Origin of the sequence: Streptomyces sp. WM4235, assembly GCF_001279725.1 — a bacterium.
Taxonomy (GTDB): Bacteria; Actinomycetota; Actinomycetes; order Streptomycetales; family Streptomycetaceae; genus Streptomyces.
Window position 1 is genome coordinate 1 of the sequence record NZ_LGDE01000021.1, and the last position, 13,477, is coordinate 13,477.

Genomic DNA, 13,477 nt, shown 5'->3' on the forward strand with positions numbered 1-13,477 from the left:
GCGGTGATGGGGTGGGTTCCGGTGGTCCAGGGTTTGCCGGTGATGCGGCCGGTGGTGGGGTCGAGGGTGAGTCCCCAGGGGAGTGTGGTGGTGGTGTAGCGGACGGGGGGTGTGCCTCCGGTGGTGGTGAGTCGGATGGTGCAGGTCTGGTTGAAGCGGCAGGTCTGTGGGCCGGGGTCGACGATCCGCAGATCACCCGACGTCGGCGTGGGTGTGGGCGTCGGGCTCGGTTCCGTGGCGCCGCCGAACACCTCCGTGACGGGTGCCACGTTGGCCGCGTTGCCTGCGTGCGTCGCCGTCCCGAGCAGGTCCTCCAGCGTGCGCAGCAGGTGATGGTGGTTGTAGGCGCTCGCGTACGCGCCGGTCTTCACGTTCGCGCCGTGGAAGACGGTCGCGATCCGGTTCGAGCCGAGGTAGTTGTCCTCGTCCCAGGTCAGCACCAGCAGGCTGTTGTTGGCCTTCGCCCACCGCGCGTACGCGTCGAGGTTGTTCCTGGTCCAGGTGTCACCCGTGGCCACCGGGCAGGAGTGCATGTCGTTGCACTGGTTCGGCACGACGAAGGACAGGTCCGGCAGCGACGCGAAATCGCCCTGCGGGAACTGCGCCCAGGTCTTCCCCGTGTCGAGCGGGACGTTCTTGAAGGCGAACCACGGATTGTGCTTCTGCGCGTACTGCCCGCTGGTACAGGCCGTGGACCCCTGGCCCGGCAGGTCCTCGTTGTACGTGACGAACGTCCTGCCCGCAGCGAGGACCTCCTGGCCCAGGTTGAGGGCGGTCATCGACTGCGGGGTGTAGCAGCCGTCGCCGGTGATGCCCTGGGTGGCGCCGGAGAAGAGGTTGAAGTAGTTCGGCTGGCTGGGATGGGTCAGCGCCTTCATGCCGGTCAGGCTCGCGCCCTCGTTCGCCAACTGGTTGATGTACGGGGCGTTCGCGCTGCCGATGATCTCCCCGTACTGCTTGTTCTCGTACACGACGACCACCACGTGGTCGTAGCTCGGCAGCGCGGCGTCGGCGGTCGCCACGGAACGCGTCCGCGTGGTCCGCGCACCACCATCCGCTGCCTGAGAGTTGGCGACGGTGAAGGCGGCGAGCAACACGAACGCCCCCAGTGCGGCGATCGGCGCGGACCTTCGGGTCCGCTGTCTCGCGGTGATGGGCATGGACGTCTCCTCCTCGATGCGGCGGGACGCCGGCAGGGGCGCCGGCGGGTGCCGGTGTTCATTCCTCGCGCCGGGCCGCTCCGGCCACGGCGATGTTCAGGAACCGGGGCGCGGGGCGCGCCCGATCGCGGAACTCCCTTGCCACGGCGGCCCGGACGGCCGTGTTGCGTTCCTCGGGCAGCAGCATCAGCACGCTCCGTCCCGGGAGCCTCCCGGGCGACCAGGCCCGCGACGCCCCGGCCTCGCGGGCCCGGTCCACGGCCCGGGCCGACTCCGTCGCCCATCGGGCCGGGTCGCCGCGCACGACCAGGAGCACCAGCCGCGCGCCCGAGGCCGCCGGGTCGAAGGACGCGTACCGGTGAGCGTCGGCGCCCCCCGGCAGCAGGGCCTGCCCGGGGCGGGTGAACAGGGCCGCGCGGCGCAGGGCCGGGTCCCCGTCCGGCAGCGCCTCGGCCAGCAGCCCGGCCAGCTCCGCCCGGTCCGGATCCACGCCCGGCGGCGTGTGCGCGTCGGCCACCGCGAGCGCCACCGCGCAGTCCGCCGACTCCGCCGTGTCCAGCCCGGAGGCCTCCGTCAACGAGCCCTGGACGTGCAGGTCGCAGCCGCCGCGCCCGTATCCGGCGCGGGCCAGCGCCCGCAGCACCGCGTAGGGCCGGACCGCCCAGGCGGGCGTCCTCGGCGCGGGCCCCGACGGCGTGAGCGGCAGATCGCACCCGTCGGCCGGGTGGGCGAGCGAGCTGAGCCGAACCAGCCCGTCGTCTCGCGGCGCGGCGGCCGCCGCGACCGGCCAGCCGGCGCCCGCGACCGACCCGGGACCGGGGTGCGGGCCGCCCCCGGAGCCCGCCGGCCACACCTCGCGATCCAGATGGAAGGCGTACGGGGCGCTCCAGACGGCCGTCGGGCGCAGTCCGTGCGCCGCCTCCAGCGCGTACGCCACCAACCGGAACAGGGGGTCGGCGGTGGCCCGGCGGGCCAGGTCCGGCCCGACCGTGCCCACCCGGCCCGCCGTCACCGCTCGTCCCGGCGGACAGGCTTCGGGTACGCGGGGTCGCCGTCCGCGCGGGCCGGCGCCGGGTACGGGTCGCCGCCGTCCTTGCGGGCCAGCATCCGGTACGCGTTGCCGCCGTCCATGCGGCGGGCCGCGACCGTGCGGACCGCGTCGAGCACCACCGCGCCCGCGAGGCACGGCAGCGCGGCCGCGCGGACCGCGCGGGCCAGGGCCCGCCGCCCGGGCCCCGCCGGGGGCGCCCACGGTCGGTCCGGGTCGGGCACCAGCCGGGTCGTGGTCAGGGCCACCGCGCCGACGAAGTCGTTGCCCTGGTGGGCCGGACCGTGTTCCTCGGCCAGAACCGTGAAGCCGCGGTCGGTCAGTGCCTCCCGCAGGTTCGCACCCGGGATCAGGTGCTGGTGCTGGGGCTGGAACCAGGGCAGCCAGGACGACCCCAGGAGGCGGGCCATCCGCGACCGCGGATCCGGGAGCTCGATCGCGAGGAACCCGCCGGGCTCCAGTACGGCGGCCGCGGTGTCCAGCTCCGCGAGCGGATCCCGGGTGTGCTCCAGGTAGTGGTACATGCTCACCACCTCGTACTGGCCGGCCAACTTCGCGGCGAACTCGGGGAACTGGCCCTGGAAACCGGAATCCACCCAACCGCGCCGCTCGGCGTCCCGGACCCCGTCACCCATGTCCAGCCCGTCGAAACGGGTGTGCGGCCACACGGCCCGCGCCGCGTTGCAGAAGTGTCCGTGCCCGGCGCCCACGTCCAACCAGGACGCCGGCTCGCCGTACGGTTCGAGCATCCCGGCGCGCTTGCGGTACGAGTCGCCGAGCCGCCCGAACACGGAACCCGCGCTCTCGCCCCCGCGACCGTCGTAGAAGTCCCGGTAATAGAACTCCAGCCCCTCCAGGGTCAGTCGGGGGTTCTGGAACACGTGTCCGCAGTCCCCGCACTCCTCCAGGGTGAAGCGACCCGGTTTGCCCTGGAGGAGGTCCGGCACCCGCACCCGCACCGCGAGCCGCCCGGAGCCGCACCACGGACAGTCCGGCCGGGGCGCCTCGAGGAACCGGTCGGTGCCCGCGGCCAGTTCGGCCCGGTAGGCGACGGCCCGGTCCTTGTCGGCGGCCGGCGGGGACGTGCGGGCGAGGTCGGCGGCCGTCCGCAGGGCCGCGCCGAGCGCGCGCGCCGGCCGGACGGCGCCGGCAGCGGCGAGGTCGGCGGGACGCAGGGACGCGCCCGGGCCGGCGAGGACCAGGTACGGCTGGAGCCAGTACAGCCCCGCGGCGGCGGCGCCCCACCGGCCCTGCCGTGCGGCGACGGCCGCGAGCAGGGCCAGCCCGGCGAGCTGCGCCGCGACGACCGTGCCCGCCGGCAGGCCCTGCGCCCGCAGCTCGGCGGCCCGTACCGCACCCGTCGGCTCCGGCCGGCGGCCCGCGCGGAGCGCCGGCGCGACGGCCAGTCCCGTCGCGGCGGGCGCGTACTCCTTCAAGCGACGCACCAGCGCGAGGAGTTCCATCGGCTCCGGGGGCGCGCCGCCCGGCTCCACCCCCGCCCGGGTCAGCACCTCCTCCGCGACCAGCACGGCGAACCCGGCGCCGCGGCCCTCGCCCAGCCGGTCGGCCCCGTACCGGGTCGGATCGACCAGCCGCAGCAGCCCGAGGGCCCGCTCGACGGCCAGATCGCCGGGCAGCAGGTCGAGCACCCGCAGGCCCTCCCGGTCGGCGTGCGCGCAGGCCGCCAGGAAGGTCGCCGGATCGGGCTCGACCCCGCGCGCCGTCAGCAGGTGCCATCCGGCCGCGCGCGGCACCCCGGTCGAGTCCGCCGGCGGGATCGTGGGCAGCACCGGGAGGGCACGCAGCCTGCGGTGGGAACGGACCGTGCCCGCGCCGAGAGCGACCAGGACCGCGGCGGAGGTCCACCGGATCCGGCGCGAAGGGGGTGGCGTCATGACAACTTCTCCAACCGGTCGGCCGCGGCGGCGGCCCCGCCGGCCGCGGCGAAGGAGGCCTGGATGCGGCGGGCGGCCCGGCGGGGGCCGGGATCGTCCAGCACGGCCGTGAGCGCGTCGCGCAGTTCCTCGGGCCCCGTCCGACCGAACCGCACCCGGACGCCGGCGCCCGCCTCGACGACCTGACGGGCCACGATCGGCTGGTCGTCCCGGATGGGCGCGACCACCAGCGGCAGTCCGTGCGCGAGTGCCTCGCAGACGGTGTTGTGGCCGCCGTGGCTGACCACCGCGTCCAGGTGCGGCAACAGCTCCAGTTGCGGAACGCCGTCCTGGACCAGCACGTTCGCGGGCGTCCGGCCCCCGAGCGCGGATGCGGGCGCGGACACCACCAACTGGACGTCTTCGGAGAGGTGTTCGGCGGCTCCGAGCACCGAGCGGTAGAAACGGATCCCGGCCTCCTGGTTGAGCGTGCCCAACGACACCAGGACCCGCCGGCGCGCCGGGTCCAGTCGCCGCCAGGGGAAGTCGGGCGCCGCCGGCCGGGCCCCGAAGGCCGGACCCACATAGGCGTGGTGCGGCGGAACGTCGGCGCCGGTACCCACCAACTCGGGCGTGGAGAACACCCACACCAGCCGATCGGAGAACCGCGGATCCCAGCCGCCGTCGTCCGAGCCGTACTCGCTCAGCAGCGCGCCGATCCGCTGCGACACCCATTCCCCGACCTTGGGGAAACCGGCGAAGGGCAGGGTGAGTTCGGCGGAGGTGCTGGCCGACGTCACCCAGGGGATCCCGAGCCCACGTGCCACGAGCGGCCCGGCCAGGGTCTGTTGGTCGGCGACCAGCACATCCGGCGCGAACTCCGAGGCCGCGGCACGCACCCCCGGTTCCATCGCCCGGGCCAGCGGTATCAGCGCCTCCTGCCACAGGAAGCGCAGCGCGGCCACCCCGCGCAGATCGCGCCACCGCTCGTGCAGCCCGGCGTAGCCACCCGCGAGGTGCTCGCCGGCGGGAAGGATCCGCGCGTGCGGGGGGAGCAGCCGGGCGAGTTCCGCGGGCGGCCCCGTCCAGGCGACCTCGTGCCCCCGCGAGGCGAGTTCCGCCCCGACGGCCGCGGTCGGATTGACGTGCCCCGCGAGCGGCGGAACCGTGAAGAGCACCCTCATCGGATCAGAGCTCCCGTCCGCGCCCGCGACGCGGCCGTCGTCTGGAGGTGGGCGAGCACGGTCTCCCGCAGGACTCCACTGCTCTCCTTGAGCACGTCGTGCCCCAGGCCCGGCAGCACCGTCAGCGTCGCCCGCAGGGCGTGGTCGGCCAATGTCCGGCCGCCCGGCAGCAGTTCGGAGTGCTCCCCGCACAGCGTCGAGGTCGGGCAGCGCAACCGGGCGTAGTCGGCCGGGGTGAAGACGCGACTGGCCGCGATGTCGTCGATCAGGCTGGTCCGGTTGAGCAGGTCGTCCGCGATCGAGGTGAGGTTCGCGGCCTTCCGCAACCGAAGGGTGAGCAGCTCGGCCGGCACCGGGCTGTCCTCCAGGCTCAACGCGGCGGCCGACAGGGTGTCCACCATGTTCTCCACCCAGGCCCCGGCGAGCGGCGGTTCGAGCAGGGTCAGCCCGACGACCAGGTCGGGGCGGGCCAGCGCGGCGTGCACGGCGAGGGTCGCGCCGTAACTGTTGCCGACGAGGTGCGTCGGCCGGTTCCCGAGGCCCAGGGCGTCGAGCAGGGCCACGAGATCGCGTACGGCCGTGTCGCTGTCGTACCCGGTGGCCGGCCGCTCCGAGCGGCCGTGCCCGCGCAGGTCGTACAGCACGGTCTCGAACCCGGACCGGGCCACCGGGACGGCCAGCGGACAGTAGAAGGAGGACAGGTTGTCGACGACGAGACCGTGCAGGAAGACCACCACGGGTCGGCGGTCGGCGTCGGCCCCGGCGTCGGCCGGGAGCCGCTGGACGTGGAAGCGCAGGCCGTTCGCGTGTACGAAGGACACGGCGGCGGCTCAGCCGGCCGAGGCGGCGGTGGTGGCGGTTGCGGGGGAGCCGGCCGCCCGCGCGAGGGAACCGTGCGTCACCCGGGCGATGTGCTCGACGATCTCGCCCACCGACATGGCGAGGATGCCGTCCATGTCCTTCTCCGCGAGGAAGCCCATCAGGTCGACCTCGGCGCCGTAGCGGTGGTGCAGCGACTCGGCGAGCGCCACGAACTCGATGCTCTCCAGGGCGAGATCCTCGTTGAACGTGGTGCGCATCGTGACCTCCTGGGCGACGAGGAACTCGTCGCCGACGATCTCCACGAGCATGTCGGTGATCTCGGCGAGGATGTCAGTGGTCATGGTGGGGCTCCGTCCAGGCGACGAGGTGATCGAGGGGGGTGGGGTGACTCGCGGGAATCGTGTCGAAGCGGACCGTGTGGACGACGCGCGCGGGGGACACCACGCGCAGGACGCCGGATCCGGGATCGCCCGACACCCGCCAGTCGCGGGGGCGACCGGCGAGACCGGTGCCCTCCGCCTTCGCGGCGGCCTCCTTGGCACACCAGAGCGTGGTGAGCGCGGCCGGCAGAGTGCCCCCGTCGAGGGCGGCCAGCCGTTCGGCCAGGGCCCGTTCGCCCGGACCCAGGGCGATCCGCGTCAGGGCGTCGGGATCGGTGGTCACCGTCTCCACGTCCACCCCGACGGGCCGGGTGCGGTGGGCCAGGGCGACCGCGAGCCGGTCCTTGTGCGCGATCGAGAGGTGAACTCCACTGACCAGCGGCCCTTCCGGTACGGGGCGTCCCGACGGATCGTTGCCGACCGGTACCTCCACCGGGAACACGGCGCCGGCGCCGCCGTCCCACAGCAGGCCCCGCAGCGCGTCCTTGGCCGCGATCCGGCCGAGCAGCCAGCCGGGCCGCTCCCGTGGTGAGCGCCGCTCGTACACGGCCCGCTCGGCCGCCCCGAGATAGCGGCGCATCACCAGCTCCTGCGACGCGGGATCCGTCCACCGGCGGCGGGCCAGACACCATCCGGCGGGCTGCGGCTCACCGATCCCGCAGACCTCCGGGGTGAACTTCATCGGCCACACCCGCTCGTCGGCGCCGAAGCGCCGGTACGTCCAGCCGTCGATCCGCGCCCAGACCCGGCCGTCGGGACGGCACAGTTCGAGATCGCCCCGAACGGTGGTCCCTCGGACCTCCCGGATTCGGGCGGTGGCCGCCACCAGGGCGTGCGGCGGGGGCGGCGGCCCGTGGAAACGGACCCGGTCGACGGTGGCGGGGAACACGAGCCGGTCCACCGGCAGCCGGAGCTGCATCCAGTGCCCGAACAACTGCCCGGCGGCGTCGAGCAGCGCCCCCGGGTCCGGGAGGGCGCGCAGCACGCCCCGGATGCCGTCGGCGGCCACGGTGCGGACCTCGTGCACGCCGGCGAAGCGGGGGCCGTGGAACATCCACCGGTCACGGTAGAGCGCGTCCGCGCTGACGGGGGCGGGGCCGGGGTCGCGCAGCGGCGTGGGGTCGGGCGCCGGCGCCGGGTCGAAGGACCGGCCGATCAGCACGACGACGGTGGCGTACTCGCCCAGAGCGACGTGGACGCGCCCGGGACCGTCCAAGCGGGTGCGGACCTCGATGTCGTGGGCGGGCTCGACGGGGAGCCAGCGCAGGGCGCGGACGTCCTCGTAGCCGACGACCTCGACACCGTCGTGGTCGGAGCGGTGGGAGCGGTCGGAGCGGGCGATGTGGGCCAGAGCGGCCTGCGAGGCCAGTTCCAGCATGGTGGTCATGGGCACGACGGGGAACCAGTCGGACTCCTCCGGCCAGCCGGCCGGCTGGAGGTAGACCCGGTGGTCCCGCACATAGGGCAGCGTGTCGAGACCGAGCCGCAGGACCGCCCTGCCCGAGGCCTGTTCCGCACCGCCACCACCACTGTCCTTCGCGCCACCGCGGTACGGGGCCTCGGCCTGGCCGCCGGCCGGGCTCGCGGGACCGGCCGGGCTCGCGGCCCCGGCCGGGCCACGGGCACGCAGCCGGGTCAGGGCGGCGGGGGAGAGGCGGACCAGCGGGGAGCCCAGGTCCAGCGGCATCGCGCGGGACACCACCGGCCGGCCCATCGGCTCGACCGGGCTCGCCGGCACGGGCGGGGCGATGGTCGTGAGGGTCGCGTTCGGGTCCGGCGTCGTGAGCGGGTCCGGCGGGGTGTCCTGCGACAGCCGGTCCCACTTCGGCGCCTGCCCCTGCGTCCACAGCGCCGCGCACGCCCGTCGCAGCGCCGCCACGCCCGAAAGGCGGGGCGAGGAAGCGGCCACCGACAGGTGCGGCCGGTCCCGCAGGGTGTCCTCGACGAATCCCGGCAGGCTCCCCGGTCCCAGCGTCACGAAGTGCCGCACCCCGGCCTCCTCGTACATCCGCAGCGTCAACTCGCGGAAGCGCACCGGCTCCAGCAGGTGCCGCACCACCAACTCGCGTACCTCCTCGGCCGCCGCCGGGAACGGGGACACCGTCGTCGCCGACCAGACCCGCCCCGCCGCGGCCGGCCGCAGCGGAAGCCGGTCGAACGCCGCCCGTACCTGCCCCAGGTACGGCTCCCACATCGGCGTGTGGAAACCCGAGCGGAACGGGAGTTCCCGGCCCATCACCCCCTCGGCCCGCAGCCGCGCCACGACCCGGGCGACCCCGGCGGGATCCCCGCACACCACCGACTGGTGCGGGCAGTTGTCGTGGCTGACCACCACCCCGTCCTCGCCGTGAATCGCCGCCTCGGCCCGCCGCGCCCCACAGCCCAGTGCCGCGTACACGAGGTCCGGTACCTTCAGCGAGCCCGGCCGCAACGAGGCGAGGAAGGTGTCGACGGCCTCCCGCGGGTACATCCCGGCCGCCACCATCGCGGCCCATTCACCCAGGCTGTGACCGGCCGACACGTCCGCCTCGATGCCCACTTCGCCGAGGGCGCGGCCGAAGAACCGGCCCGCTTCGATGGCGTCCAACGCCCGTTCCATCAACTCCCCGCCGCGTCCGAGCCGGGGGCGGTCCAGGCCGAGCAGGTCCGCGACGTCGTCGGCGACCGGCGCGAACTCCGGTTCCAGGCCCGGGTAGAGGAACGCGATCCGGCCGCCCAGGGGTTCGGGAGTGAACCACACGTCCCCCCGGCCGTGCCACGTCCGCCCGCGCGCCAGCACCTTCGCGGCCAGCGCGAGCCGCTGCGATGTGGGCCCGACCACCGCGAGCCGGCAGGGGCCGTCCCCGGACGCCGCCCCCAACAGATCCGAGGGCGCGCCGGCGGCCAGGAGTTCGGCCACGTCGGCCGTACTCTCCCCGGCGAGCAGGAGCACGTCCTCCCGTCCCCGCGCCCCGGTCGCGGTCGGAGTCGAGGTCGGGGGCGGCGAGCCCATCGGCAGGAAGCGGCGCACCGGCGGCGCGGGTCTCGGCGCGCCACCGCCGGGGTTCGCGGAGGCGCCCGGGGCCTCCTCCAGCACCACATGCGCGTTGATTCCACCGAACCCGAACGCGTTGACGCCGGCCCGCCGGGGCTCGGGGCCGCGTTCCCACGGCTCGGCCTCCGTCACCGGCCGCATCCGTGTACGGGCCAGGTCCGGGTGCGGCTCCTCCAGGTGCAGGGTGGGCGGCAGGACTCCCTCGTGCACCGCCAGCGCCGCCTTGATCAACCCGGCGATGCCCGAAGCCTGCATGGTGTGCCCCAGCATCGACTTGACCGACCCGAAGCCGACGCGCCCCGCCCCGTTCTGGGGTGCCCCGAACACCCGCTCCAAAGTCTCCAGTTCGGCCGCGTCCCCGATCGGGGTTCCCGTACCGTGCGCCTCCAGAAGCCCCAACGCCCCGGGGGAGCGAGGATCCAAGTCGGCTTCCCGCCAGGCTCGTTCGAGCGCCTGTACCTGCCCCGTCACGAGCGGGCTCATCAGGCTCGCCGCGCGCCCGTCCCCGGCGACCCCCGTACCCCGGATCACCGCGTAGATCCGGTCCCCGTCCCGCTCCGCGTCGGCGAGCCGCTTCAGCAGCACCACCCCGGTGCCCTCCGAGAGCAGCGTTCCGTCGGCCCGCCGGTCGAAGGGGCGGATCCGCTCGGTCGGACTCAACGCCCGCAACTGGGTGAACACGCTCCACAGCGTGGCGATGTGGCAGTGGTGCACCGCCCCGGCGACCACCACGTCACAGCGCCCACCCGCCAGCAGCCCCACCGCCTGGTCCACCGCGAGGAGCGAGGAGGCGCAGGCCGCGTCCAGGGTGTAGGCCGGGCCCCGGAAGTCCAACCGGTTCGCCGTCCGGGCGGCGGTGAAGCTCGGCACGAGCCCGATCGAGGCGTCGGGTCGATCCGGACCCAGAGCGTCCTGGAACGCGGAGCGCACCTCGGCGATGCGTCGCTCCCCCAGCTCCGGCGCCACCTCACGCAAGGTCTGCGCCAACTGGTGCGCCGTGCGCACCCGTTGGTCCAAGCGGGCGGTGGCAACCCCCATGAACCCGCCGCGCCCCAACACCACCCCGATCCGCGACCGGTCGGCCGGCAGCCGGTCCTCGCCACCCGCGTCGGCGACCGCCTCGGCCGTGACGTGCAGGGCCAGGAGCTGGTCGGGCTCGGCCCCTTCGACCGCCGACGGCATGATCCCGAAACGTGTCGGATCGAAGGCGGCCGGCCCGTCGATGAAGCCGCCCCGTCGGCAGTAGAAACGGTCCCCGCGCGCCGGCCCGGTGGCCCCGGCGGGGTCGTAGTAGACCTCGGGATCCCAGCGGCCGGGCGGGACCTCGCCGATCGAATCCGTTCCGGCGAGCAGATTGCGGCGGTAGGCGGCCAGGTCCGGGGCCCCGGGGAAGACCGCGCCCATCCCCACGATGGCGGCGTCGGTCGGTCGCGGCCCGCGCCGCGGGCCGTCAGTCACGGCGCCCCCCGGTCCCGAAGCCGGTCCCGAAGCCGGTTCCGTCGTCGTGGCCGGTGCCGGCTTCGCGCACGGTTCCCGCTCCGTCTCCGGTACCACCGTGCCCCTCGTCCAGCGCCGCCGTCAGGACGACCTGAACGTCGTGGCCGTCCGCGAGTTCGGCGAGGAAGGCGGCGGTACCCGCCTCGGGGCTGAGCACCGCGATGCCGCGGCGGCCGTACGCACGCTCCAACTCGGGAGTGACCATGCCGCCCGCCCCGGCCGCCCAGGGACCCCAGTCGACGGACAGCACCCGGCCGGGGAAGCCCGCGGCCCAGGTGTGGGCGAGACCGTCGAGGGCGTCGTTGGCGGCGGCGTAGTCGCACTGGCCCCGGTTGCCGTACACCCCGGACACGCTGCCGAAGAGAGCCAGGAAGGCGGGGGCGGGCGTGTCGCCGTGCTCGGCGACGGCCGCGGCGAGATGCCGGGCGCCGGCCACCTTGGTGGTGAACACCTCGGCGAAGGCCTCCGGACGCTTGTCCCGCAGCAGTCCGTCGCGAAGGGTGCCGGCGCCGTGCACGATGCCGTCGAGCCGGCCGTGCCGGGCCCGGACGGCCGCCACGACCGCCCGCACGGCCCGCTCGTCGGTGACGTCGGCGCGGTGGTAGCGCACGGAGGCGGCGACACCGGCGAGGGCCGCCAGCGTGGCCCGCACCTCCCGCTCGGCGAGGATCCGGGTGGCGGCGGCCTCGATCTCGGCGGGAGTGCGCAACCCCGCCGCCACCAGCGCGGCGCGCAGCGCCACCCGGTCCGTGGCCTGCCCGTACCGCTCGTCCTCGGCGGCCGTCGGCTCGGGAGTGCGCCCGACGAGCTCGACGTGGCAACCGGTGGCGCGGGCAAGGGCGAGCGCGGTCCGGGCGGTGATTCCCCGGGCGCCGCCGGTGAGAAGGACGACGGAGTCGCGGCCGAGGGGTGGCGCCGAACCGGAGGGGGTGAGGTCCGCCGGTACGGGCCGGGCGGTGACGCGGGCTCCGTCGGCGGTGTAGACGACGGAGTGGAGGGCGGCGGCGGTGCCGGCGCCCGGGTCACGACCGTCATGCTCGTCGTCACTCTCGGCGTCGGTGTTCGCATCGGCTTCGTACCGGTCCCGGGCCTCGGCGGTGTCGCTCAACTCGGCGACGAGCTGCGCGGCGACGCGAGCCGGGTCCTCCTTCGGGTGTACTCCGACCGCTCGGATCAGGGCGCCGGGGAACTCCAGGGCGGCGCTGCGGGCGAAGCCGTGCAGGCCCGAGTCGGGGGTGGCGGCGAGGATCAGCCGGCCCACACCGCCGACGAGGGCCCGCTGGAGCCCGGCGAAGGCGCCGGGCAGGACGGGTTCCCGCCCCGCGCCCTGCCCGGCCCGCAGCGCGGACAGGTCGACGAGCCCGTCGTGGCCGGCCTCGGGTGCGGACAGCAACCGCACCTCGACCCCGAGGGACTCCAGCGCCCCGCCCAGCGCGAGAGCCACCCCCTGCCCGTCCTCGACGATCCCGACCCGCAGCCCGCGCAGGTCGGCCGGATCCCCGCCGGGCGGTGCGACGGGTACGAGGTCCACGCGCATGCGGCGCGGTCGCGGCCCGGCGGGGCGGGGCGCGCGCTCCTCGGACCGGGCGCCGGCCGACGTCGAGGCGGCCGCCGGGTTGCCGGTGGCGTGGGCCCGGGCGCCGGCGGTCGCGGTGTCGGGCCCGTCGGCGGATGACGTGGTGTGGGACACGACCCAGTCGACGACGCCGCGCAGGGTCTTGAGACGGGAGAGTTCCTCGACGGCCGACTCGGCGGATCCGTCCGGCTCCCGGGGCAGGCCGATCCGGTCGGCGAGGGCGCCGATGATCTCGACCCGCTTGATGGAGTCGATGGACAGGTCGGCCTCCAGGTCCAGCGCGGGGTCGAGCATGTCCAGGGGATAGCCGGTCCGCGTGTGCACGATGTCCAGGACGACGTCCATCACCTCGCCCGCGGTCAGCGGCGCCGACGCGGCGGTCGCCGGGGCGCCCGGCCGGTCCACCGGGCCGTCGAAGGGGTGGGGGCCGGCCGGCCGCCACGGATCGGGGTGCGCCGCCTCGATCGCCACCCCGCCGCCGGGCACGGTCGCCGTGGCCGCCGCCGGTTCCCGGCCGTTGACCGGCGCCGACCGCCACGGGTCGGGGGAACGGCCCGGGCCCCCCGCGGCGGGTACGTGTCCGTCGGGGCCCGCCCCGACCCACGCCGGGCCGTCGGTCCACGCCGGGCCGTCGGTCCACGCGGAGCCGTCGTCCCACGCCGCGTCCGGTTCGGGCCGGGCGGGGGCGCCCGGCCCCCGGTCGGCCGGGGCGCTCGCACCGGGGTCGGGTCGACCCAGGTAGCCGAGCAGGACCTCGCGTTGGGCCTCGATCAGCAGGCGGGAGCCGCGGAGGTACTCCAGCACGGCCTCGTCGCGGGGGCCGGGGGCCGCGGTCGGCCCGTGGCCGTTGCCGGCCGCGATGCCGGGCCTCGTCGGGGGAGCCGGGGTCGCGACGGGGCGGG

Annotated in this window: 8 protein-coding genes; all 8 read right to left on the bottom strand. The window is 75.5% G+C overall.

What is annotated here, in order from left to right; all coding sequences use genetic code 11:
- The coding region (locus ADK55_RS03620) for an alkaline phosphatase family protein (protein WP_053675938.1) at nt 1-1,160 on the bottom strand (1,160 nt) is incomplete at its 3' end.
- Between the two features lie 58 nt (nt 1,161-1,218).
- Complete coding sequence (locus tag ADK55_RS03625; protein WP_053675946.1) at nt 1,219-2,157, bottom strand: hypothetical protein; 939 nt, start codon at nt 2,155-2,157, stop codon at nt 1,219-1,221.
- A gap of 11 nt (nt 2,158-2,168) precedes the next feature.
- Complete coding sequence (locus tag ADK55_RS03630; RefSeq protein ID WP_063839432.1) at nt 2,169-4,103, bottom strand: class I SAM-dependent methyltransferase; 1,935 nt, start codon at nt 4,101-4,103, stop codon at nt 2,169-2,171.
- The gene (locus ADK55_RS03635) at nt 4,100-5,266 is read right to left on the bottom strand and encodes a glycosyltransferase (RefSeq protein WP_053675940.1); all 1,167 of its coding nucleotides are present in this window, start codon (nt 5,264-5,266) and stop codon (nt 4,100-4,102) included. Before ADK55_RS03635 ends, ADK55_RS03630 begins: the two co-directional genes overlap by 4 nt.
- A complete protein-coding gene (locus ADK55_RS03640; protein ID WP_053675942.1) occupies nt 5,263-6,087 on the bottom strand; it encodes an alpha/beta fold hydrolase in 825 nt (274 codons plus the stop codon). Before ADK55_RS03640 ends, ADK55_RS03635 begins: the two co-directional genes overlap by 4 nt.
- A gap of 9 nt (nt 6,088-6,096) precedes the next feature.
- Complete coding sequence (locus tag ADK55_RS03645) at nt 6,097-6,429, bottom strand: hypothetical protein (RefSeq protein WP_053675944.1); 333 nt, start codon at nt 6,427-6,429, stop codon at nt 6,097-6,099.
- Nucleotides 6,419-10,960 (bottom strand): type I polyketide synthase, encoded by a 4,542-nt coding sequence (locus ADK55_RS03650; RefSeq protein WP_234349883.1) that lies wholly within the window; start codon nt 10,958-10,960, stop codon nt 6,419-6,421. The genes ADK55_RS03645 and ADK55_RS03650 overlap by 11 nt, the downstream gene beginning before the upstream one ends.
- On the bottom strand, nt 10,953-13,477 hold a 2,525-nt coding region (locus tag ADK55_RS03655), incomplete at its 5' end, for an SDR family NAD(P)-dependent oxidoreductase (RefSeq protein ID WP_159041273.1). The genes ADK55_RS03655 and ADK55_RS03650, both read right to left, overlap by 8 nt.

What these genes read in the sequence shown, in the direction of transcription:
- ADK55_RS03630 (WP_063839432.1), bottom strand. Translation starts at nt 4,103, where the DNA reads ATGACGCCACCCCCTTCGCGCCGGATCCGGTGGACCTCCGCCGCGGTC.
- ADK55_RS03635 (WP_053675940.1), bottom strand. Translation starts at nt 5,266, where the DNA reads ATGAGGGTGCTCTTCACGGTTCCGCCGCTCGCGGGGCACGTCAATCCG.
- ADK55_RS03645 (WP_053675944.1), bottom strand. Translation starts at nt 6,429, where the DNA reads ATGACCACTGACATCCTCGCCGAGATCACCGACATGCTCGTGGAGATC.